General features: G+C 45.8%; 27 protein-coding genes and 1 riboswitch. Of the genes, 23 read left to right on the top strand and 4 right to left on the bottom strand.

Translation table 11 applies throughout. The features are described from left to right. Positions 1 to 23: 23 nt before the first annotated feature. The 20 genes from PAV_RS20775 (at position 24) to PAV_RS35355 (ending at position 13,945) form a co-directional block, all read left to right on the top strand. Positions 24 to 425, top strand: a complete 402-nt coding sequence (locus tag PAV_RS20775; protein WP_005549572.1) for a hypothetical protein — start codon at positions 24 to 26, stop codon at positions 423 to 425. 30 nt (positions 426 to 455) lie between these two features. Beyond that, a complete protein-coding gene (locus PAV_RS20780) occupies positions 456 to 1,376 on the top strand; it encodes a Mu-like prophage major head subunit gpT family protein (RefSeq protein WP_005549574.1) in 921 nt (306 codons plus the stop codon). A 14-nt stretch (positions 1,377 to 1,390) separates the two neighbouring features. Continuing rightward, a complete protein-coding gene (locus PAV_RS20785) occupies positions 1,391 to 1,837 on the top strand; it encodes a gp436 family protein (protein WP_005549577.1) in 447 nt (148 codons plus the stop codon). A gap of 2 nt (positions 1,838 to 1,839) precedes the next feature. Further along, a complete protein-coding gene (locus tag PAV_RS20790) occupies positions 1,840 to 2,340 on the top strand; it encodes a phage virion morphogenesis protein (protein WP_005549578.1) in 501 nt (166 codons plus the stop codon). A 2-nt stretch (positions 2,341 to 2,342) separates the two neighbouring features. Then, the gene (locus PAV_RS20795) at positions 2,343 to 2,858 is read left to right on the top strand and encodes a hypothetical protein (protein ID WP_005549580.1); all 516 of its coding nucleotides are present in this window, start codon (positions 2,343 to 2,345) and stop codon (positions 2,856 to 2,858) included. Next, positions 2,845 to 3,063, top strand: a complete 219-nt coding sequence (locus PAV_RS20800; RefSeq protein WP_005549582.1) for a hypothetical protein — start codon at positions 2,845 to 2,847, stop codon at positions 3,061 to 3,063. Before PAV_RS20795 ends, PAV_RS20800 begins: the two co-directional genes overlap by 14 nt. Continuing rightward, positions 3,056 to 4,480, top strand: coding sequence for a DUF2586 domain-containing protein (locus tag PAV_RS20805; RefSeq protein ID WP_005549583.1), 1,425 nt, complete (start codon positions 3,056 to 3,058; stop codon positions 4,478 to 4,480). The genes PAV_RS20800 and PAV_RS20805 overlap by 8 nt, the downstream gene beginning before the upstream one ends. Then, positions 4,481 to 4,915, top strand: a complete 435-nt coding sequence (locus tag PAV_RS20810; protein WP_005549584.1) for a hypothetical protein — start codon at positions 4,481 to 4,483, stop codon at positions 4,913 to 4,915. 47 nt (positions 4,916 to 4,962) lie between these two features. Continuing rightward, positions 4,963 to 5,307 carry a DUF6848 family protein gene (locus PAV_RS20815; RefSeq protein ID WP_005549585.1) on the top strand — a complete coding sequence of 115 codons (345 nt, stop codon included), beginning with the start codon at positions 4,963 to 4,965 and terminating at the stop codon, positions 5,305 to 5,307. Between the two features lie 537 nt (positions 5,308 to 5,844). Further along, entirely contained in the window at positions 5,845 to 8,211 is a 2,367-nt protein-coding gene (locus PAV_RS20825) for a phage tail tape measure protein (RefSeq protein ID WP_005549587.1), read from the top strand. Between the two features lie 11 nt (positions 8,212 to 8,222). Continuing rightward, positions 8,223 to 8,852, top strand: coding sequence for a hypothetical protein (locus PAV_RS20830; RefSeq protein WP_005549590.1), 630 nt, complete (start codon positions 8,223 to 8,225; stop codon positions 8,850 to 8,852). Between the two features lie 11 nt (positions 8,853 to 8,863). Further along, a complete protein-coding gene (locus PAV_RS20835) occupies positions 8,864 to 9,616 on the top strand; it encodes a hypothetical protein (RefSeq protein ID WP_005549592.1) in 753 nt (250 codons plus the stop codon). A gap of 14 nt (positions 9,617 to 9,630) precedes the next feature. Further along, complete coding sequence (locus tag PAV_RS20840) at positions 9,631 to 9,918, top strand: hypothetical protein (RefSeq protein WP_005549593.1); 288 nt, start codon at positions 9,631 to 9,633, stop codon at positions 9,916 to 9,918. Position 9,919: 1 nt separating this feature from the next. Next, a complete protein-coding gene (locus tag PAV_RS20845) occupies positions 9,920 to 10,333 on the top strand; it encodes a contractile injection system sheath initiator (RefSeq protein ID WP_005549595.1) in 414 nt (137 codons plus the stop codon). Beyond that, positions 10,326 to 11,456 carry a baseplate J/gp47 family protein gene (locus PAV_RS20850; RefSeq protein ID WP_005549597.1) on the top strand — a complete coding sequence of 377 codons (1,131 nt, stop codon included), beginning with the start codon at positions 10,326 to 10,328 and terminating at the stop codon, positions 11,454 to 11,456. Before PAV_RS20845 ends, PAV_RS20850 begins: the two co-directional genes overlap by 8 nt. A gap of 4 nt (positions 11,457 to 11,460) precedes the next feature. Next, positions 11,461 to 12,069, top strand: coding sequence for a hypothetical protein (locus tag PAV_RS20855; protein ID WP_005549600.1), 609 nt, complete (start codon positions 11,461 to 11,463; stop codon positions 12,067 to 12,069). A gap of 11 nt (positions 12,070 to 12,080) precedes the next feature. Then, the gene (locus PAV_RS20860) at positions 12,081 to 12,401 is read left to right on the top strand and encodes a hypothetical protein (protein WP_005549601.1); all 321 of its coding nucleotides are present in this window, start codon (positions 12,081 to 12,083) and stop codon (positions 12,399 to 12,401) included. Next, a complete protein-coding gene (locus PAV_RS37895) occupies positions 12,391 to 13,413 on the top strand; it encodes a phage tail protein (RefSeq protein WP_005549603.1) in 1,023 nt (340 codons plus the stop codon). The genes PAV_RS20860 and PAV_RS37895 overlap by 11 nt, the downstream gene beginning before the upstream one ends. Before the next feature lie 17 nt (positions 13,414 to 13,430). Next, positions 13,431 to 13,793: a hypothetical protein gene (locus PAV_RS20870; protein ID WP_005549604.1), complete on the top strand. Its 363-nt coding sequence runs from the start codon at positions 13,431 to 13,433 to the stop codon at positions 13,791 to 13,793. A gap of 11 nt (positions 13,794 to 13,804) precedes the next feature. Further along, a complete protein-coding gene (locus PAV_RS35355) occupies positions 13,805 to 13,945 on the top strand; it encodes a hypothetical protein (RefSeq protein WP_005549605.1) in 141 nt (46 codons plus the stop codon). A 4-nt stretch (positions 13,946 to 13,949) separates the two neighbouring features. On the opposite strand, the gene PAV_RS20875 is transcribed toward PAV_RS35355, so the two are convergent. Next, positions 13,950 to 14,510, bottom strand: coding sequence for a nitronate monooxygenase (locus PAV_RS20875; protein WP_005549606.1), 561 nt, complete (start codon positions 14,508 to 14,510; stop codon positions 13,950 to 13,952). A 414-nt stretch (positions 14,511 to 14,924) separates the two neighbouring features. On the opposite strand from PAV_RS20875, the gene PAV_RS20880 reads away from it, so the two are divergent. Genes PAV_RS20880 through PAV_RS20890 form a run of 3 tightly spaced genes read left to right on the top strand, consistent with a single transcriptional unit; the run spans position 14,925 to position 17,291 of the window. Beyond that, positions 14,925 to 15,179: a FeoA family protein gene (locus tag PAV_RS20880; protein WP_005549607.1), complete on the top strand. Its 255-nt coding sequence runs from the start codon at positions 14,925 to 14,927 to the stop codon at positions 15,177 to 15,179. Further along, positions 15,176 to 15,910, top strand: coding sequence for a FeoB small GTPase domain-containing protein (locus PAV_RS20885; RefSeq protein ID WP_005549608.1), 735 nt, complete (start codon positions 15,176 to 15,178; stop codon positions 15,908 to 15,910). Before PAV_RS20880 ends, PAV_RS20885 begins: the two co-directional genes overlap by 4 nt. Further along, the gene (locus PAV_RS20890) at positions 15,888 to 17,291 is read left to right on the top strand and encodes a nucleoside recognition domain-containing protein (RefSeq protein WP_005549611.1); all 1,404 of its coding nucleotides are present in this window, start codon (positions 15,888 to 15,890) and stop codon (positions 17,289 to 17,291) included. Before PAV_RS20885 ends, PAV_RS20890 begins: the two co-directional genes overlap by 23 nt. A 172-nt stretch (positions 17,292 to 17,463) precedes the next feature. Here the strand turns inward: PAV_RS20890 and PAV_RS20895 are convergent, their stop codons facing one another. The 3 genes from PAV_RS20895 to PAV_RS20905 all read right to left on the bottom strand — a co-directional run bounded on the left by PAV_RS20895 (position 17,464) and on the right by PAV_RS20905 (position 21,426). Beyond that, positions 17,464 to 18,234, bottom strand: coding sequence for a CAP domain-containing protein (locus PAV_RS20895; RefSeq protein ID WP_040736364.1), 771 nt, complete (start codon positions 18,232 to 18,234; stop codon positions 17,464 to 17,466). 6 nt (positions 18,235 to 18,240) lie between these two features. Then, positions 18,241 to 18,369: riboswitch (cyclic di-AMP (ydaO/yuaA leader) on the bottom strand. 162 nt (positions 18,370 to 18,531) lie between these two features. Continuing rightward, the gene (gene dhaK / locus PAV_RS33675; protein WP_005549614.1) at positions 18,532 to 20,292 is read right to left on the bottom strand and encodes a dihydroxyacetone kinase subunit DhaK; all 1,761 of its coding nucleotides are present in this window, start codon (positions 20,290 to 20,292) and stop codon (positions 18,532 to 18,534) included. Positions 20,293 to 20,295: 3 nt separating this feature from the next. Next, the gene (locus PAV_RS20905) at positions 20,296 to 21,426 is read right to left on the bottom strand and encodes a glycerol dehydrogenase (RefSeq protein WP_005549615.1); all 1,131 of its coding nucleotides are present in this window, start codon (positions 21,424 to 21,426) and stop codon (positions 20,296 to 20,298) included. Positions 21,427 to 21,429 lie beyond the last annotated feature (3 nt).

Here is a 21,429-nt window from a genome sequence, read left to right on the forward strand (position 1 = left end):
CAATTACAAGGGGTGAATAAGGTATGGCATTAACACAAGGACGTAATACAACGGAATATGCAGATGGCAGAACACTCATCCTCCCTGTTAAGGGCGGCACAAAAATTTTCGATGGCGCACTTGTTGCAGTCGATGCGACAGGCATGGCAGTTCCGGGAGCAAAGGCAGATAAACTCCTAGCAGCTGGACGGGCTGAAGAGTATGTCGATAATTCGGCGGGGACAGATGGTGAAGCTACCATTCGAGTCCGTCGAGGCGTCTTCAAATGGAACAACGCTTCGTCTGGTGCTGTAACTGCCAAGGATGTATTGAAAGATTGCTATTTCAGTGACGATGAGACGGTGACTTCCACCGCTACTGGCTCTAGCGTGGCCGGTAAGGTCATTGGGATCGAAGGCAGCTACGTCATCGTAGAAACATTGTAATCTATTGAATTGTAACGAGGAGGAAATCGAATGATAGTCAATCAGCAAGCTTTGCGCGGTATTTATACCGCATTTAATGTCCTGTTCACGAAGGCATTTGACGAAACAAAAACGCAATGGGACAAGGTTGCCACTCTTGTTCCATCGACAACAGGCGAAGAAAATTACAAATGGCTTGGAAAAATGCCACGTATGCGCGAATGGATTGGAGACCGTGAGATTCAAAACTTGCAAGCCTCTGACTACACCATTAAGAATAAGGATTTTGAATTAACGGTTGGCGTGGATCGTAACGACATCGAAGACGATAGTATTGGATTGTACAACCCGATTATTCAAGATATGGGGCAAAGTACAGCCAGCCATCCAGATGAAATGGTGTTCGGTCTCTTGATGAAGGGGTTCAGTACGAAATGCTATGATGGACAACCTTTTTTCTCTGAAAAACACAAAGTAAATGATAAGCTGGTCAGCAACAAAGGGAAAAAGAAGCTTTCGCCTCGTTCTTATGCTGCTGCTCGAAGCGAAATCATGTCCCTTGTTGACGAAGGTGGAAAGAGCCTGAAGCTTGTGCCTAATTTGCTTGTGGTCTCTCCAGCTAACGAGACAATGGCACGTAAAATTCTGTACGCGGATCAGATTGACGGAACGACGAATACATTTAAGGACACAGCAGAGTTACTGGTCGTTCCAGAATTAGCTGAACAACCAGATGCTTGGTTCCTCCTATGTACGACAAAGCCGTTGAAGCCGCTCATTTACCAAAAACGCAAAGAGGCTAAGTTTGTTGCAATGGATAGAGACACTGATGAGAATGTCTTCATGCGTAAGCAATTTTTGTACGGGGTTGATGGACGCTCGAATGCTGGATTCGGCTTCTGGCAGATGGCATATGGTTCTACAGGCGAAGTGGATGACACGCCACCAGTTACACCACCAACTAACCCATAAGGGATGATGCATGAATGTACTGCACAATCGAGGAAGTTCGCGGATCAATCAAGGATGATGTCCTGGATGCCCTGATCGGTGATAGATACATCGACGATCCCGTTGAACGGGAACAGTTCATCATTCCCATTATTGAAGAAGCAATCAATGATGCGTGTGGGGAAATTGACGGATATCTCATGAAGAGGTATCCCGTCCCCTTTTCTCCAGCGCCAAAGGTAATTAACAAGTTTAGTAAGGACATTGCTGTATATAATTTATACAGTCGTATCGGGATCAATGAAAGCGACAGGGAAAAGAACTATCTGAATCGTTACAACGCAGCTATACGATTCTTTGAGAATGTTGCGAAGGGTATCATCGACATCGGCGTCACTGACAATGCCAGGAAGGCAGATACGGCCTTCTCTGCTTATTCCAGTACACGGCGATTCTCTCGTGACAGCATGCGAGGAATGTAATTATGGGATACAGCATTCGAATTGAAGGTGATGTTCGCCGTCTCATGAAGCGTCTGCATCAGATGGAGAACATTGATATACGAGGTGTCAGTCTGGCGCTCTCTGAAAGTATGCGAACCTCTACCTTGGACAGGTTCAGGTCAGAGAAAGATCCTGACGGTAAGTCATGGGAAACATCCATACGTGCTTCGACGGAAAATGGCTCGACTTTAACCGACAGTGCGAGGCTGAAGAACTCTATCAGATCATCCGCAGATGGTTCAGGGTTCGCTGTCGGTACTAACCTTGTATACGCTCGAACGCACCAGTTCGGTGAAAAAGGACGCCAGGTGACGATTAGGGCGAAGACATCAAAAGGACTTATCTTCAAGTTTGGTGATCGATGGATTCGCAAGCGCCAAGTTAAAGTGAATATCAAGATACCTGCCCGTCCGTTTCTTGGACTCTCTGAAGAAGACATGCTTGAAATCAAGAGCATGCTCGAAGCTGCTATGGAGGAATAACCATGATTGCACAATGTAAGGAATATCTGATTCAGAAGTTGGGGGCTGCTGGAATCAAAGGCAAGGTTTTTACTACCATGAAAGAGCTCAAAGCCCACCAGTCTAGTCATGTCGGTGCTGTCATCCCCGATAGTGACATTCTTGAGAGGTCATTCAATAAGAAAATATATCGTGATGACAACAACGATAAGCATAAGCGTAGAAAGATGTTCGAACGTCATATAACCTTCGTAGTAGTGATCGGCGAATATCAGCAAGATAAGGCTGATGAGATTTTCGAGAAATTCCTTGCATCGCTTGATTCAGGCATCGTAATCAATGGCAACTATACACCCATTGAGGTTGAAGAAGCCGATTGGGTTGCCGAGCAAGACAGCATCCTGAAGGCTGCTATCGCGGTGCAGCTGAAGGTGAAATTCGTTGGAGGCATATACAAGGATACAGACTTCGCCCGTGTTGGCGAATATGAAGTTCGAAATATAGAAAGGTTGAAGGAGGATGGCAATGGCAGCATCTAAGGATAGCAGCGCTATATCCCCGCAGCTGATAGATATTGAGCAGCTGAAAAACAAATTTGATACAAGTGATGCAGTTTATCACGGCGTTAAGGCAGCCGAAGGGTGGAAGACTGGGAGGCAGGTATCGGAGAAAGACTATGCCGATGCCGTTAAGAATTTCTTGAACGGCTCCATCAACGGAAAGAAGGTGGAACAAAATGCTTAGAGATGTATCTACATCAATCACTGATGGGGGCTTGGGAATTGGAACGGCCAAGGGCGAGGGTGTTCATGTCAAGATAGGTGTATCGCCAGTTACTTCGAGTGTCCCTATCATCGTGACTGGAAATATGAGTGCATCCAAGATTAAGGAGTTGCTGGGCGCAAGCCCTCTGGCTGATGCGACGATGGACAGCGTTGATTCTGGTTCAAATAAAGTGTATTGCCTCACCGTCGCCCCCTCTGTCCCTGGCAAGGTAGGGAAGTTGTTGAAGGAAGGAACAGGAACAGGGAATGCAACCGTTACTGGAACGCCTAATAATGCATATGAAGTCATCATCAAAATTACTGTAGCTGGTGGATTGAATGCCGCTGCGTTGCGATACTCCATAGATGGCATATCCTATTCGGATGAGCTCACCCTCCCCGCCTCAGGTGAGCTGTTAATACCGGAAACTGGATTGACATTCAAGTTTACTGAAACGGATACGGACAAACCGAACTCATTTAAAGTTGGTGACTCGTATAAAGTTGCAACTAAAGCACCCCAAATGTCAAATAAGGACGTTTTGTCTGCTCTGGATAAACTACGTAGTTCCAGCTTTACCTTTGAGTTTATTCATATCGTTGGAGAATCAGCTAAACCACTGTGGGCAGCATTAACCAAAGAAATCGAAAAATTCCATTTTGTCTATAAACGACCTGTCTTTATGGTCTGTGAAGCAACACGCCAGCAGGAAAATGAATCAATAGATGATTACGTCCAACGATTGATCACAGATCGCAAGGGTTTGCAAAACTATGATTTACAAGTCGTGTCAGCCCGTTCAAGGTATACCAGGATGGATGGCCGGACACAAGATATCAATAATGCCGGGATCGTATGCGGCCTATACGCACGGGCGAATCCGCAACAATCTGTTGGAGAAACGAAGACCTTCAGCATCCCGGAATCAAAGATGAAGGAACTCCTACCTGCTGGGATCGAGGACTATATCGGCCTACTTGACGAGGAATCTTTTCTTACCTTCCGTCGATATGAAGGGCTTGAGGGGTTTTATGTAACCAATGCCCGAATGATGGCTCCTGAAGGATCGGACTATCGCTATGCGGAGGATGTCCGAATCAAGAACAAGCTCATTCGGCAGACTCGCAAGGAGGCGCTTATTCATCTTCAAAGCGAGGTTGACATGACAGATGTACAAGGCAGCCTAGAGACAATTGCCAAGTTCATCGAGACGCCTATCGACGAAATGGTGCGTAACAAGGAAATTTCTGCTGGCCGTATCACAGTTCCAGCAGGCCAAGACATCCTGACAACGGAGAAATTAGAGGTCATCATACGGTATGTTCCGGTTGGTCACATCCGTGAAATCAGGATCGACCTGGGCATGGAGAACCCATTTAAGGGAGGCGCTAACTAGATGAGCGTAATCAACGGCAAAGTATACGACTGGGGAGATATAACCATCTCTATTCCAGGACTCACTCTCGACGTGCAGGAAATCTCATACGATGACGAACTTGAGAAAGAGGTCGCATATGGCAAGGGGCAACGCCCACGCGGATACGGTGAGGGGAATTATAAATCTGAAGGCAAGCTCAGCCTATTGCGCGACGACTTCGATGATCTGCTCCAATATTGCAAGAGTAAGAACATGGGGCTGTACAAAATAGTCATCCCTAAGATTGTCGTGAGCTATGCGGACGGAGGCGGACGAACGCGAACAGATGTATTGAACACAGTCACCTTTACGAAATCATCTCACAAGAATGCCCAGGGAGATAAAGCGTTGAAGGTCGATCTCGACTTCTTGATTGTAAACGGCATTGACCGGGATGGCGTCAAACCTATCTAACGTACCGAAATTATCAAAATAAATGACAATTTAGGAGGAACAACACTATGGCAGAAAAAACAGCGGGAACGACATCCGTCGAAACTTACAAGGCTAAATACGGGAAAGTGTATCGCATTCAGGCAACGGTAGAGCAAGATGACTTGACTAGCATTGAAGTTGAATACTTCTTCCGCAAGCCGAAGACAGCAAGCTATGACAGATATATCAAGACAACAGCTCAGAGCCCTACCAAAGCGATGCGGGTATTCATTCTCGATAATGTTGTGGAAGAACAAGCTGGTCAACTCGAATCGCATCTGGATGAGTATCCAGCATTCTCTCTATCAATCGGTGAAAAGCTCCTGACCATGCTGGGATTGTCTAAGGACGTAAATTTAAAGCAGCTTTAGAGAGTAGTCTCCAGGGGGTCAAATCAAGCTTCGTAGAGTGCGGAGCGTTAGAAATCCATCGGTTTGTACCCCCTGCTCTGCTAAAGAAAGAAGTTGGAGACATGGACATGGAAGAATTCATATGGGCGCTTGCCCAGGCGAAGTATGTTCAAGAGCTTGAGGAAGGCGTAATGGCAAGGGCTATCGTGAAAGTGTTCGGAGAATAGAAAAGCCACCCTCTTAGAAGGATGGCTTCTTCGAATCCAGCTTTTATACAAGATGGTTGCGTTCCTTGCCGATCTCCAAACTCCCTCTTTCTTTTTGTCTTTGTGTCTGCCCATTTCGTTTTCACTACCCGACCCACGAGCGTATAAGGAATAACGTAGATAAAAAGAGGTACGAAATAAGTACAGAAATAACAACACCAGCACAGATGGCAAATAAGAAGACTGAAAAATGCAAACCAAATAGCAGTCATTTAGAGAACCTCCTCTTACTTGTATACTTTCTCCAATATAACACCAAATTCAGGAAATGTGAACAGGAGGAGATAGAGTTGTGAGTCTAGATTCGATTTTTAGATTATCTGTTATCGTCGGGATGATAGATCAGCTATCGGGTCCAATGTCTAGGATGTCTTCTTCGGTGGATGGTTCAGTCGGAAGGATCGAAAAGATTAATCAAAGCTTCGGGAGTATGACGAAGACAGGGCTAGTGATGGCGGGTGTTGGTGCTCAGATTACAAACTCTGTCCTTGCACCGGTTGAAGCTACCTTTGCAACCAGAAGAGCCTTGGGTGAACTATCCTCCCTCGGTATACAGGATTTGAATGCACTTGAAAATGCAGCCCAAAACTTCTCAGATCAGTGGGCGGGAACCACGAAGCCTGACTTTTTGACAGCTGCCTATGATATCAAATCAGGTGTATCATCCCTATCGGATGAAGGAGTTGCCCAATACACTGCAATGGCCGGTCTAACGGCAAAGGCTACGAAAGCAACGATAGCGGAGATGACAAGTCTATTTGCTACCGGATATGGGATTTATAAAAACTTCTATGCGGATATGTCAGACTTCGAATTTGCTGAAATGTTTTCGGCTGGAATTTCCGATTCAGTACGGGCGTTCAAGACGTCGGGCTCGGGAATGGCTCAGTCCATTCAAACGCTCGGAGCATCAGCAACAACAGCGAATGTACCACTAGAAGAACAGCTCTCCATTCTGGGGATGCTTCAGGCAACTATGAGCGGCAGCGAGGCTGGTACGAAGTATAAAGCCTTCCTTGCATCAGCTGCGAAGGCCGGTAAAGAACTTGAACTGAGGTTCACAGATGCCAACAATCAGCTATTATCCATGCCGCAAATTCTCGCGTTGCTTCGCGGGAAGTTCGGCGAAACGATGGATGCGGCTGAGAAGATGCAGCTTCAGAAGGCGTTCGGTACGGATGAAGCTGTTGCACTCATCGACTTGCTCTATGGCAAGACAGGTGACCTTCAGAACAACATTCTCATGCTGTATGACTCTTTAGGTAAGGGGAAGCAAGTTGCCCTAGGGATGGCTAACGCCATAAACGAAACCGAAGGAGAAAAATACACAAGGCTAACGCAGCGTGTTCAGAATTTAAAAGAGAAAATCGGGAATGGCCTAATACCTGTATATAATGATCTGATGTCAAAAGGAGAAGGTGTTCTTTCGAGTATTGCTAGTTGGATAGACGAGAACCAGGAGCTCACGAAAGTTATCTCAATTGTAATCCTGACTATCGGCCTGTTTTTGGCTACTGCAGGTACACTTATAGGAGTGATTGGCGGCGTAGGACTGATAATCACGAAGACAATTGGTATTTTTCAATCATTAAGAACAGCGCTATTGAATATCCGAAGTATGTTTACGACCATAAGGATCATGTCCATGTATGCCGGTGATGGAATGCGTGCCGCCTTCAGAGGAATCGGGACAGTTACAAAGGGAGCAGTTACTGGAATTAAGAATGTTGCACTTGGTATGGTCAATATGGCGCGACAGGCTATTGTGACGACAGTGACCGCAATGCCGGGATTGATCGCGTCCGTCTGGTCATTCACAGCTGCACTCCTTGCGAATCCGGTAACTTGGATTGTACTCGGAATAGTTGCTTTAATAGCGATCCTGATACTACTCTGGCAGAACTGGGATGTTGTTGTGAACTTCCTACAGAATCTATGGAGTGATTGCGTTAGTGGCATTGCAGCTGGATTCGAATGGATCGGGAACCTATTCTCTTCCCTAGGATCGTGGATATACGGAGCCGTGGCCGACTTCATGGAGTTTCTCGGTATTCCTGATTTAATATCTGGTGCTTGGAGTGGTATCACTGATTTCTTCGGCAATCTATGGGGGGGCGTAAAGAATGTATTCAACACAGGTGTCCAATGGTGTAAAGACTTCCTGACAGGTACGATGGATTGGTTTAGGGAATCTGGCTCCAAGATCATTACGACCTTTACGGATGGAATCCAAAGTGTAATTTCTAAGCCATACGAGATAGTCAAAGATGGTCTATCTTGGGTTCGTGAACTCCTACCATTCTCGGATGCTCATGAAGGTCCGCTCTCACAGCTGACGCTCTCAGGTCGCCGTGTATTCGAAACCATCGGTACAGGGATGGAGCAGTCACAGGAGATTCCTGCTGACATGGCAGACAAGGCGTTCGGTGACATGAACTTGTCGGGTGGCGAAGTGAAGAAGATCCCTCTTCGTGAAATCCTCTCTGAACGCTCTGAAAGTAATTCTACGCTGAAGGAAAAGGATAGCGGCACAAATATTGAAAAGCTGAATATCACGGTGGATATTAGCAAATTAAAGGATTTACCTGCTCTGTTCCAACTGCTGAAGGAAATCGAATATCACACGAATGGAAACGGTACAAGCCCTAATCCAGCATAGGAGGGACAACGATGATATTTGTAGATGAAAGTACAGTCAAAGTGGGAGGCGTTGTCCTCCCTGGGCTATTTAAGAGCTTAGAAATTAAGGAAGATGCAACAGTCGAAGAACAAGAAGTTGAAGGCAAAGCCGCCAAACCAAAGCAAGCTACGGGCTACGAGGATGCCAAGGTTACGCTTGAGCTCACATTAGATGACAGCCCCAAGCAAACAAAGTTACAGAAGCTAGCTATGATTCAGAAGCTTTTTCGCAAGCCTGGACAATCACGACCGAACATGCATCAGATCGTCAATGTTCATACCGCCGCGCGAGGAATCAATAAGGTTATCTTTAAGAATTTGATAACGCGTGAGCAAAGTAAGAGTAGTCAGATGTCGGTGACTCTGGAATTTTGGCAATACGGAACCATGAAGATTAGCGCCAAGAAGAAAACGGGCAAGGATAAGAAGTCAAAGAAAGACAAGTCAAAGTCCACTGGTTCAAGCTCGAATGTAAAGCTTAACGAAGATTATCAGCAATACCTGAGTTCAGGCTCACGAGGCACAGCGCCCAAGCAATCTGACAAAACAGGAAAGACGGCAGCTTCGGATAGGCAGCCAAGCGCCTCAACGAACAGTAAGCTTGCTGCTCTTCCCTATTAAGGATGATGACAATGGAAATGGAGCTCTTCTATCCTGAAGTGCTCGTCACTGTGGGAAACTATGAATTTGAACAAGGCATAGAAATAGAAGTGTATTCTTCCGCGGATTCCTATTTTGATTGGGCGAAGATACGCTTCACGAAGCAGTTCCAGGACAAGATATCTATCGCTCGGAAAGATCAAGCGAAAATTGAGCTTGGTTATGATGGTGACTATCACACTGTATTTTCGGGATATGTGGTGAGCCCATATAACGAAGGTAGCGGCCAGAATGAAATTATGCTGAAGGATGCCATGATCATGTTGGAAGATACGGTCATCACGAACACGTTCCTGGACACAACCCCTCATGAGCTCATGAACTATATGCTAGGCAAAGCAGGAATATCGAATGCGAAGCTCAGTAGAAAGATGTTTCCAAAAAAAGCGCGTGTTCCTATCGTTCGTAAGAACGCTATTGCAATGATTCAGGACATTCACGCCATTTGGAAAATCAAAGAACCGTTCTTCTTTGCAGATGATGTCTTCTATTGGGGAGAACGTCCTGAGCAAGTACATGTATATGAATTCGAATATGCGGAGAATATCATCTCCCTAGAACGATCAGGAGGCGTATGGGAGCTTGAAACCGTGTCAGCTCCGTTCATTCGACATTCGCACACCATAAGTATCCAGCACCCAAAAATATCGGGCGAATTCAAGGTTATGAAAATGATCTTCAGCACTTCGGAAACAGGCTTCATCCGTACACGAATCTATTTTTAAGGCGGTGAACGAATGTGCTTGAACAAATGATAAACACACTGATTGACAAGAGGATACAGGAACAATATCCTCATACGCAGCTCTCAGCCGGGATGCTAGCAGAAGTCACCAAGGCACAGCTTGGTTCCGATATTCATGAATATAATCTCAAATGTCTTGATGAGTCTCGCAATGTTGATGAGCGTTTCCCAGAGATTCCAGGTGTGAAGTCTGATCTGAAGTTTGAAGTTGGCGACATCGTGGCCGTGCTACTGATGTACGGACAGTTGGATGTTCATATCCTCGGCAAGGTGGTGGCTTGATATGGCGGGTCTTCAGGATACCGATATTCGATTAGACCGTAACTGGCAATTGGTCGCAGCGGCTAATGGTGACACCCTGCTAGTGTCAGGACTTGATTGTGTCTTCCAGGACATCCGACTCGAAGCTATGACGCAAGAGGGAGAGCTCTTTTACGACGAGAGTTGGGGCTGGTCACTTCTAGATTTCGTACAATCTGAAGATGATGAGCTGACGCGTATTGAAATTGAGCAAAGAGTCAAGACGAAACTGGAACAACGACCAGAGATTGATGCGGAAACCATAGATACATTCATGGATTTTCAAGGCGATACCATCACGGTTCATGTATCGTTCTCCTTCCAGAACACGGATAGGCTTTATCAGCTCGATGTTGACATTGACCGTGTAAAAGTTGAGGTGAAGTTGAGTGATTGAAGATAAGATCATGGATCAGATTCTCCCAGTCCCTGACCGCGAAGAGGCGAAAAATAAACTACGGGACGAGCTCACACAAGAAGGTTTTGTCATCACCAATCTGTTCAATGGCGGTGTTTTCTACACCCTAATGATGATAGCTATTCAGGTACGTATTGATTTAGTGCAATTGTTGCGTAAAGTCTTAAACAATCAATATTTACATCATGCCGAGGAAGGTTGGTTGGAACTGAAAGCTGCCGATTTCTCGAAACGAAGAAAGCAACCGATCAAAACACGGGGTTTCGTGACGTTAAAGCGCAAGGACACTGGAAAGGCCGTCAAGATTGCCAAGGGTGATGTGTTCAAGACTGAACCGGATATGCTGGGCGAAGAACTCAGGTACATGGTACTTGAAAATACGATTATGCCAGCTACTGCCTTAACCTTTCGCGTACCGGTTGAAGCTGAAAAGGCTGGTTCTGCCCATAATGTTCCTCCAGGACAAATACGAAAGTCATTGATTCATATTGAGGGCATCGACGAAATTACAAACGATGCGGATTGGATCAGCCAGGAGGGTAGCGACCTCGAAGATATAGAGAGCCTTCGAGAGCGAACTCTGAACTCCTGGGCGGAACTCTCCACACTCCCTATCGCGGCCAAGTATAAAAATGTATGCGAAGCCATACCAGGGGTGTTGTTCGTTCGAGTGGACGACCTTCACCCACGCGGCCAAGGGACGATTGATATCATAGTCACTGGCACGGCGGGCACACCATCTGAATCTTTGCTTCAGAAAGTGCGCGAAGCAGCTGCAACAATTAAGGGACCAGATGACAACTTGCTTGTGAAGGCATCGGACACAGTGACGCAAGACATTGACCTGACAATATGGATTCCATCCGATGCTTCAGACGAAGGTTTGGAGAACCAAGCAAAGGCGATCCTTACGGAGCTATTGCGTATCAAGAAAGGCCGGAACCTGAACGAGCTCAATCATGCGGATATCATCTTCGCAATTCGACGGGATATTCCTGAGAGTCGTAATGTGCGGGTCACTAACCCGCCGCAGGATGTGCAACTGGACAATAATAAGGTGATTGTACTCGGCGAGGTACGCGTCACACTGATGAGGGGCTGAGTGCATGTTTGAGAAGTTCAGTGATTATATGTATTACCTACTCATCAGCCCGTGGAAGAAAGTTGTTAGAAAAGAAAATCAGTTTTATATCTTTCTCAAGGTAATTGGCAAATTGTTCGATCAGACGAAGGAAGATATCTTTCGTGTTCGCGAAGAGTCAATGATCATCACCGCAAGTGAGCAAATGCTGAACGAACATGGCCGGGAACGAGACATGCCCCGTCTGAAGGGCGAAGACATTGAAGCTTACCGTTTAAGGCTGATGATGAAGAACATGATCGCTACCCAGGCGGGTACTGAACAAGGCATCTTGACAGCGCTGAAGGCACTTGGATATGAGAAATCATATATCGAGCCCTATTACATTCACGACCCAGAGAGATGGGCAGAATTCATCGTTTATCTGGGCAGTTCTACACCGAGCGGAGTCAATGACATTGCCGTCATTGATGCTGAGGTTATGAAAGTAAAGCCAGCACGCTCGAAGCCAAGCTACGGCATCGAGGAAGGCACAGGATCGAATGCGGTTATGAAGTCATCCTTCAGCTATGGTTATACCGGATTGCCGCTCTGTGGCATGATTAAATGCGGCACATGGCCGCCCACCAAGTAAGGGGTGAAACGATGAAGACATTAACAGAGGTTGGGATTCGAAAGCAGCTACAACGATTTTCTGACTCCCTCTCTCATGCCGAATATGATTGCAACGGTAAAGTAGAGAAAATTGATTTTATGAAGCTGACAATTGAGAAAGACACGCTGAAGGTTTTCATCTACTTCGATGAGACAATCGTCGGTGAGGTCGGTCGTGTGCGGCTCGTCGATAAGGATGGGGATATCGTAGCACTTGCCGAGCGAGTCTTCGTGAAGCCGACAGCAAAAGGATTATACGTTACATTCCGGTATAAGCTTGTGGAAATGGAGGTTGACGAGAATGGCATATAAACGGACGGAATGGGTAGATCACATCGTCTCCCCCACTGGGGAGGTGCTCCAAGAGGGGACACCGATTTCCGCAGCCAACTTAAATAAGATTGAAGAAGGTATCGAGAAGTTGTCCACTGATCTAGGCAGTATCAAGGTTCCCCCAGCTTCTCTCACTGAGCCAGGCATCGTTCAGTTGAGTAATGCAACGAACAGTACGGATGAAACGATGGCAGCAACTCCAAAAGCTGTACATGACGTTAGTCAAACAGTAAAGGAAATCAAGACTTCGCTAGATTCTCACGTTACCGACACAACGAAGCACGTCACAGTGGATGAGCGCTTAGAATGGAATAGTAAGGCTCCAGCATCACATAAACACGATGCCAGTGATATTACAACGGGCACAATGGCGGCTGCTCGACTACCAGGTGCGTCTACTTCTGCCGCTGGTATCGTGCAGCTATCGACAGCAACAAATGGCACGCGTGCTAATGTGGCCGCAACAGAAAGTGCGGTAAAAGCCGCATATGACAGAGCAAACGAGGCTTTTCAGTCTGGCGTTGAGTGGAGAGGTAGAATCGCGGGTGCGATCAACGCCAAGGGGGTTCCTGCATCCGCAGCCGATGTATGGCCTACGCTTGAATGGAAGATAGGACAGATTACAACGGGCGTGCCAATGGCTAGAATTAGGACTAACGTGTCTGAGTGGCCTCAGAATTTTCATATTTCAGAAGATGGTACAGTTACATGGAGCCTATATTACATCATGGTGACTGGGCTAAGCTTCCAGACAAAAGGCATTGTCGTTTTAAATTCCGCGTTTAGAGTAATGGCAGCGTATGATTTTTATACCAACCCGGGTATATCAGTAGACGGCGCACATTATAATCATCAGGTTGTGTATAGGGATACACTACCTCAGCTAAGTGGATCTATATTTGCTACGATTACACCCACCAGTTTTGTGGCACCTGTAACACGTTATGATACTGAGAGTAAATCACAAGTACATGTTATAGCGTATGGATAGGGATAGGAGTGATATAAGTGGAAATCGGCCGCAGAATCTATTTTGATATTGCCACAGGTTCTGTATTAGTTGATACAGGTGAACGATCAGGCTATGTTATGGAAACGACCTTAGATTATGACATTTCAGTCTACAAAGCACTGAATGAGAGAATGAGAGAGTCGTTCGATTACACTGAACTTGAATATGAACAGAATGCCAAGGATTTCGCAGCATGCAATGGCTATCGAATTAATCCTAGTACCAAGCAACTGGAGTTTAGTTATCCTGATCCGAATCAACCAGAATCAGAGAAGCCAGTATATCGAAAGCCGTTAAGTGAAGATGTGGACGAGCTTAAACAGTCGGTTGCAGAGTTAACTATCATGATTGCGCAATAGGAGGATGGGACATGAATTTTACTAAGGATAGTGGATTGGTCAAAGTTTGGGTAGGATTAGTCATGGTAGGCACTTATAAGCTTGAACAAGTTCCGAAGTTATTTAACTTAAAAGATGCTGTTAGCGAAGTAGTAAACGGAACAGCACAATAAGGCGCTACCGCATAGCGCAGTTTTGACAAATATCTTGATAATTTGTGCCATAAATTTTGCGCGGCCACACAATGTCAGCCTTTTTCAATTGTCGAATATATAAGTCATCCAAAATTCCAAATGTAAAGCTAAGGACGGGAACCTTCTCTTCAACAATCACTTTTACCTGTTCATGAAAAGTTTCCCGGTAGCTTTTTTCATCAAAGAAATAACTGTCCGCGCTGATTCCTATATTGCCGACTTCTACTTGCCCCTTTCTTCGCACTTCCTTTTCGATATCCTCCAATTGTTTTATCACCGTTTTCGAAATGCACCCATCAATGCCAGGAGGCTCTGGTACAAATAGATTTACGGCAAATGGATTGCCAGTAAGCTGCTTAATTGCTCGAATAGCGGTTCTCATCTGTTCCGGAGACATGTATCCTGCCCCAAGCGTTCCAAGTCCTCCAGCGTTCGATACAGCCGCCACAAGCTCAGGTGTTGTCGTTCCACCTGCCATACCAGCTTGTATAATCGGATATTTGATATGCAATCGATTTATAATCGCATTCGATTTCTTGTTCACATACAACCTTCCTTTCCTTTTTCATGTCACTCTTTAGTTTTATACAAATAGCGAATCTTCCTAAGCCTTCGACGCAATCAAGTCTATTTCCTGTATATTACAAAAAAACCTACGCTATGTATTCAAGATGATATTTATGACATAAAAAATCTAGATGTTGTTGGAGATGTGTAATTGCCTGAATCAAGCTTGTCAGAACTATTAGTTATTAAGAGAAGAAGGCAACGTTGCTACCTTTCTTGCATAGTATAAACAACATATATTTTTGCCTTAGGGAAAGTTTTTGTTGCCTAACAAACATAGTTGACCTATACTAATGAAGTGGCATGTACGGAAAACTTCGCTTTTTTTGGGATTAGTTTTGCTCTAGGTAAACTTTTTGGGACATGGTGAAATCAGGAGAGTGATTCGAAAATGCATTCGAACGACGTAACATTATACAATGCTGGCACTGGCCAACATGTGCGGCTGAATCGAATCGAAGTTCAAGGGGTATTACGCAGAAGATTGCTTGATCTCGGATTTGTTCCAGGCAATGTAATCGAAGTGCTGCAGCGCAGCCCGCTCGGCGATCCGATTGCATTCCGGGTCAATAATACAACGATCGCGCTTCGCAAGGAAGAAAGCACGCTTATGTACGGAGAAATAGTCGGGGGGGACAACGAATGACTGAACAATATACGGTTGCCCTAGCCGGCAATCCGAATACAGGAAAAAGTACATTGTTCAATACACTTACAGGGATGCGACAGCATACCGGGAACTGGGCGGGAAAGACTGTATTAACTGCGGAGGGTCACTTCAATCATGAAGGTGCTTCGTATAAAATGGTCGACTTGCCAGGGACGTACTCACTATACTCCAATTCTGCCGACGAAGAAGCGGCTCGAGATTATATTATATTTGAAAAGCCTGACGTTACACTCGTCGTGCTAGACGCAACATCATTGGAACGTAATTTGAATTTAGCTCTTCAAGTAATGGAGATGACCCACCGTGTTGTGGTCTGTATAAACTTGATGGACGAGGCGAAGCGGCTCGGTGTTAAGATCGACATCAATGCCATTGAGAAGAAGCTCGGTGTGCCTATGGTAGCGATCTCCGCAAGACATCGCACTGGGATTGACCAAATGATGAAGAAAATCAAGGGAGTGGCTTCCGGCCGGATCGTCCCTAACCCGCTGCTCGTTCAATATAACAAGGATATTGAAAAGAAAATCGCTGAGCTTGAACCGATCATACGTGAAAAGCTTGGTACTGCATATCCAACACGATGGATTGCACTTCGTCTGCTGGACGGTGATGAAAGCTTGATTCATTCGATGAAGTCCAAATGGAGTTCGCCGGCCACAGATTCAGTGAAAGGAGTTGTTTCGTATGGCCACACCGCTTGCCACTAATTCAGATTCTTTGGACTCTTTATTGTCCAGAGCCCGCAGCCTTGCGAGCGGAGAAGCGATCCGAGACGGAATTGTAACTGATATTTATCGTACGACTCGTGAAATATGTAGCACAGCTATTGTGTATGAAGACAAGAATAAGTTAAAAAGCACATACCGGTTAGATAAAGTTCTAACCTCGCCAATTTGGGGATTTCCGATTATGCTCGCCATTCTAGGCGTTGTATTCTGGCTAACGATCGCTGGAGCGAACGTTCCGTCGGAAATGATATTCTCCTTCTTCGAAGTAATCGAAGGCTACTTAAACATGGCATTTGAAGCGATGAATGCACCAGCATGGCTGCACGGCATTCTCGTACTTGGCTTATATCGTGGAACATCATGGGTCATTAGCGTAATGCTGCCGCCAATGGCGATCTTCTTCCCTATTTTCGCATTGCTTGAAAACTTCGGGTATTTACCGCGCGTTGCCTTCAATATGGATCGCATGTTCAAGAAATCAGGCGGCCATGGGAAGCAAGCCTTGACAATGTCTATGGGCTTCGGCTGTAACGCTGCAGCTATTTTGTCCACACGAATTATTGAGTCGCCTCGTGAACGGATGCTGGCGATTCTGACGAATAACTTCGTACCGTGTAATGGCAGATGGCCTACACTTATTCTGTTGTCTTCTCTGTTCATGGCAACTGGTGTTGCAAGTGGAATGCAAACCGTAGCAACGGCTGCTATCGTTATGGGCATGGTTATGATTGGGATTGTGGTAACGCTAACTGTATCATGGGTGATGTCAAAAACAGCTCTGCGCGGTGTTCCAACCCACTATACGCTGGAGCTTCCTCCTTATCGCAGACCGCAGATTTGGAAAACCATTTTGTTATCGTCACGTGACAAATCGCTTAATGTACTGATCCGCGCTGTCGTTATTGCGGCTCCTGCAGGCGTACTTACTTGGATTCTTGGCAATGTTATGGTTGGCGACGACAGTGTCTTGAACCATATGGCCTTATTCTTCGATCCATTCGCTCATGCGATTGGTCTTGATGGTTTCATTATTATGGCATTCCTGCTCGGACTGCCTGCGAACGAAGTTGTCCTGCCAATCCTTCTTATGGGCTATTTGTCCACAGGTGCTATGGTAGATGCAGATGGTATGGAGAACATTAAGGATATTTTTCTACAGCATGGTTGGACATGGTTGACAGCCTTGAATATGATGTTGTTCTCCTTGCTCCACTATCCTTGCGGTACGACATTATTCAATATTTATAAGGAAACGAAAAGTATAAAATGGACGGTCTTGTCTGCCGTCATTCCGCTTGGTATCGCGATTGCAGTTACCTTTGCCACAGCTCAGCTTGCCAGAGCTTTCGGGTGGGTATAACCATTCACATAGAACCTCTGAATGGATTTCTCCGTTCAGGGGTTTTATTATTGCTGCAAGCATGAATTCTGGATTTCCTCAGACGAAGCTCTGCAAACATTCTTCGAACATAAAAGAACCTGCAGATTCCTCTGCAGGTTCTATGACTAATATATAATTCCAAATTCGATAATTAGCCTGTGAATGCTTGCACCCAAACGCCATTGTAGTAAGCAACACCGATGGATGTGAAGCTGGAGCTCATAATGTTCTTGCGATGGCCGTCGCTGTTCATCCACGCATTCATAACTTCTTGCGGCGTACGTTGACCTTTTGCAATGTTCTCGCCAGCAGTGTTGTAGTTAATGCCTTGTGCTCTCATCAAATCAAATGGAGAGCCAAGTGTAGGGGATTGATGGCTAAAGTAGTTATTATCGTACATATCTTTTGCTTTGATCATCGCTACTTTATTCAATGCTGCATCGGATTTCAACGGCTGCAAGCCTGCATTGGCGCGTTCTTTGTTCACCAGGTCAATAACTTGGCTCGCAAAGTCGCTGTTCGCATTGTTGTTTTCTTCTGGTTTTGTAGGTTTGTTTTCGCCAGGATTTACTGGTTTTTCTGCCGAAGGTTTATTTCCTTCTGGCTTTGCTACCTCTGGTTTTTCCACCCCAGGCTTGTTGCCTTCCGGCTTTGCTGGCTTATAAACAGGAGGTTTAGTGTTATGAACTTGTTTTTGAAACTCTTCGACCCATTTCGTCAAATATTGCTTCAATTCCTGTTTATTTTGGAAAACCTTGTTCACATGAATGACGTTCGTATTAATGACGTTCGAGCAATTTTGGTTCAACGGATTTGATACTTGCATAGGCTTCATTGGTGCAGCCATTGCTGAATTCGCTGCCATAATTGGTGCCAATGCAATTGCACCTGTAAGTACGACTTTCTTAAATGTGTTATTCATCCTGTACATCTCTCCCTTTGCAGCCTGCGAGGTTAGCTGTCGGGTTCGGGTCAAAGCGGACTCCCCTGTCGTTATACGACTTCACCCCAATGTGTGGTTCCCCCGCGCTCTGTTGAGCTTCGGCTTGTTTTGTATTACGTTTCCGATCCTATCACGGATGCTGAATCAGATCATTTTAAACATAATGCTATTTTAGATATATTTTTCCATATAAAAAAACCGAAGCACAATACAGTTGTGCTCCGGCTTACTACACCAATTATAGCTATGTCAAAATAAATCTATATCATACGATTCTTATTCGATGACTTGGGCTAGCTCTGTGAAGATGACACCCAACGCATACGCTCCTGCATCTGGATAGCCGATACTGCGCTCGCCAACCGTGCCTGCTCTTCCCATTCGTGCAACAATTGTTTCGGTATGCTTAGCACCCTGAACAGCAGCTTCCGCAGCCTTAGCCGCAGCGAGCTTTAGTCCGTCTCCATTAGCCGCACTTTGCACCCATGCATCAGCGAATGGCGCTAGTGCGTCTACCAATGTTTTATCGCCAACTACAGCACCTCTTCCGAAGGAACGTTCCCCCGTGTCTTGAATGCCTTTCACAACCGCCTGCATCATTTGTGCAAATTCAGGAATAGACAGTTCAGTTCGGTCTCCGGCAAATTTGCTTGCAGCGCGGAATGCCGAGCCCCAAATAGGACCAGATGCGCCGCCGCAGTGCTCCATGATGACTAATGAGCATGCATGCAGGAATTCGCCAATATTGTTCGAATGGTGATTCATTATCTCATGCCATTCTCTCTTCAATTGCTTGAAACCCTTCGCTACACTCATTCCGAAGTCACCATCGCCTGCATGTGCATCCAACTCGCAGAACGGAACTTCGTTCTGAATGATGATTTCGCTCATTTTGTCTGTCAGGAAGATAAGGTTGTGAAGTGAGAAAGTGTCCTTTTCCGTTTTCGCATACGCTGGATTCGTTTCACTCTGATAAGATACTTCACGATCCACAACTGTATCCCCTTGCTGTTTCTCGACTGTAATCGGGTGCAATTCACCATGAAGCTGCAGCGCTGGCGTATCACAACTTGCTGCCAGATAATGCTTCAATTGCTCATCCAAGCGCATGAAAGACACAGATGCTCCAGCCATGTCGATGCTTGTCATGTAATTGCCAACCAACACCTTCATCACAGTTACGTTCTGGCGTTGAATCTCACGAACCACTGCATTTGCGAACAAGTACAATTCTTGCAGCGGTGATCCGCCAAATCCGTTAATCAACACGGCAAGCTCCTGCTGGGAACCCTCCGAAATTTTCATATCACGGAACAAATCCGCCACCATTTTGTGAGCCAATTCATCGGCAGACGCGATTTTCTCTCTGCGAATTCCCGGCTCGCCGTGTATCCCAACACCATACTCGATTTCATCGTCATTCAGTTCAAATGTAGGCGTGCCCTTTGCAGGAACCGTACAGGAGGTAAGCGCAAAACCGATGCTTCTTGTATGATCAATCGCATGCTGGGCAATTGCCTTCACTTCTGCAAGCTCCAAGCCCTCTTCCGCGGCAGCGCCGGCAATTTTATGAACGAGCACCGTACCCGCTACACCCCTGCGTCCGACCGTGTACAGACTGTCCTCAACCGCAATATCGTCGTCCACCTTAACATAGTCAACCTTGATCCCGTCTTCACCCGCCAAGTGGGCAGCATTTTTGAAGTTCATGATGTCGCCGCTGTAGTTCTTAATAATGAGCAGCGTTCCCTTCTTGCTCGCGGAAGCCTTCAACGCTTGGTAGACTTGGATTTGAGATGGAGAAGCAAATACATCCCCGCACACCGCTACATCAAGCATGCCTTGGCCTACAAAGCCAGCATGCGCTGGTTCATGACCGCTTCCTCCACCGCTAATCAACGTGACTTTGTCGCGATTCACGTTTTTTTTCTTCATAATCTTATATTTACTAATGAATTCCAGCTCCGGATGTGCAAGTACCATACCGTTACACATTTCTCGCACTAATGTTTCTGGTTGATTCATAATCTTCTTCATCGGTTATTCACCCTTTGCTTTGAATTGTTGCCCCATAAGGTCGGCCACTCGAATCGCGGAGACAACCATCTCTTCGGTTACCGGGAATGGCATGGAGTGAATAGATTCCTCAGGAATACACGACTTCTGAGCTACGGCTAGTAATTCTTCATTCGTAACGGTTGTTACACCGAGATCGGCCAAGCATACCGGAAGTCCGATGCTGACACAGAACTTCAATACCTCGTTGATTTCTGCCGCACTTGCATTTTCAAGAACCAACTGCACCAAGGTTGTAAAGGCTACCTTCTCCCCATGCATATAAGAGTGAGTGCCTTCAAGTGACGTTAACCCATTGTGGATGGCATGAGCTGCTGCCAAGCCGCTACTTTCAAATCCTAAACCGGACAACAAAATATTTGTTTCCACAATATTCTCCAGTGCTGGCGTGACCAAGTTCGCATCACAGGCCATCTTTGCTTTTGCGCCATCTTCCAACAGTGTCTCATAGCAAAGCTTGGCGAGAGCAAGTGCTGCTTTTGTACCCTTGGCAGGCCCGACTCCAGCCATTGCGCCGCAAGGCAGCCCTGCATTCACGTTTGAATAAGAACTTGCCGTTGCCCGTGCCTCAAAATATGTGGAAAGCGCATCCCCCATGCCTGCCACGAGAAAGCGAGTAGGCGCATTGGCAATAACCGTTGTATCAATCATGACTACACTTGGACTTTGCTTAAAGTAAGCATAGTCATCAAATTCGCCTTCAGGTGTGTACATAACCGCGGAATGGCTTGTAGGCGCATCGGTTGCAGCAATCGTAGGGACAATAATCAATGCATCACCTTCCGCTACACACTTCGCGGTATCAATTGCTTTACCTCCGCCAAGACCGATTGTACAAGAACAATTATGCTCAATCGCAAGCAATTGCAACCGCTTAACTTCTTGACGCGAGCATTCTCCTGTGAAACCGCTCTCAACTAAGGTGACGTTATATTTATTCATTGTATGTTCAAGCTTATTCTTTACACGCTGCACATCGTCAGGATGAGCAATTAGAAGAGCAGAATCTCCGAATGTTCTGATGAAATAACCCAAATTGTATAGTTCATCTTCACCTTGCACATATTTTGCTGGACTGATAAACGCTTTTCTCATGAT

Source organism: Paenibacillus alvei DSM 29 (assembly GCF_000293805.1).
Classification (GTDB): Bacteria; Bacillota; Bacilli; order Paenibacillales; family Paenibacillaceae; genus Paenibacillus_B; species Paenibacillus_B alvei.

Coding starts and splice junctions, on each gene's coding strand:
- PAV_RS20775 (WP_005549572.1), top strand. CDS start 24: ATGGCATTAACACAAGGACGTAATACAACGGAATATGCAGATGGCAGA.
- PAV_RS20780 (WP_005549574.1), top strand. CDS start 456: ATGATAGTCAATCAGCAAGCTTTGCGCGGTATTTATACCGCATTTAAT.
- PAV_RS20785 (WP_005549577.1), top strand. CDS start 1,391: ATGTACTGCACAATCGAGGAAGTTCGCGGATCAATCAAGGATGATGTC.
- PAV_RS20790 (WP_005549578.1), top strand. CDS start 1,840: ATGGGATACAGCATTCGAATTGAAGGTGATGTTCGCCGTCTCATGAAG.
- PAV_RS20795 (WP_005549580.1), top strand. CDS start 2,343: ATGATTGCACAATGTAAGGAATATCTGATTCAGAAGTTGGGGGCTGCT.
- PAV_RS20800 (WP_005549582.1), top strand. CDS start 2,845: ATGGCAGCATCTAAGGATAGCAGCGCTATATCCCCGCAGCTGATAGAT.
- PAV_RS20805 (WP_005549583.1), top strand. CDS start 3,056: ATGCTTAGAGATGTATCTACATCAATCACTGATGGGGGCTTGGGAATT.
- PAV_RS20810 (WP_005549584.1), top strand. CDS start 4,481: ATGAGCGTAATCAACGGCAAAGTATACGACTGGGGAGATATAACCATC.
- PAV_RS20815 (WP_005549585.1), top strand. CDS start 4,963: ATGGCAGAAAAAACAGCGGGAACGACATCCGTCGAAACTTACAAGGCT.
- PAV_RS20830 (WP_005549590.1), top strand. CDS start 8,223: ATGATATTTGTAGATGAAAGTACAGTCAAAGTGGGAGGCGTTGTCCTC.
- PAV_RS20835 (WP_005549592.1), top strand. CDS start 8,864: ATGGAAATGGAGCTCTTCTATCCTGAAGTGCTCGTCACTGTGGGAAAC.
- PAV_RS20845 (WP_005549595.1), top strand. CDS start 9,920: ATGGCGGGTCTTCAGGATACCGATATTCGATTAGACCGTAACTGGCAA.
- PAV_RS20855 (WP_005549600.1), top strand. CDS start 11,461: ATGTTTGAGAAGTTCAGTGATTATATGTATTACCTACTCATCAGCCCG.
- PAV_RS20860 (WP_005549601.1), top strand. CDS start 12,081: ATGAAGACATTAACAGAGGTTGGGATTCGAAAGCAGCTACAACGATTT.
- PAV_RS37895 (WP_005549603.1), top strand. CDS start 12,391: ATGGCATATAAACGGACGGAATGGGTAGATCACATCGTCTCCCCCACT.
- PAV_RS35355 (WP_005549605.1), top strand. CDS start 13,805: ATGAATTTTACTAAGGATAGTGGATTGGTCAAAGTTTGGGTAGGATTA.
- PAV_RS20880 (WP_005549607.1), top strand. CDS start 14,925: ATGCATTCGAACGACGTAACATTATACAATGCTGGCACTGGCCAACAT.
- PAV_RS20885 (WP_005549608.1), top strand. CDS start 15,176: ATGACTGAACAATATACGGTTGCCCTAGCCGGCAATCCGAATACAGGA.
- PAV_RS20890 (WP_005549611.1), top strand. CDS start 15,888: ATGGCCACACCGCTTGCCACTAATTCAGATTCTTTGGACTCTTTATTG.
- PAV_RS20895 (WP_040736364.1), bottom strand. CDS start 18,234: ATGAATAACACATTTAAGAAAGTCGTACTTACAGGTGCAATTGCATTG.
- dhaK (WP_005549614.1), bottom strand. CDS start 20,292: ATGAAGAAGATTATGAATCAACCAGAAACATTAGTGCGAGAAATGTGT.
- PAV_RS20905 (WP_005549615.1), bottom strand. CDS start 21,426: ATGAGAAAAGCGTTTATCAGTCCAGCAAAATATGTGCAAGGTGAAGAT.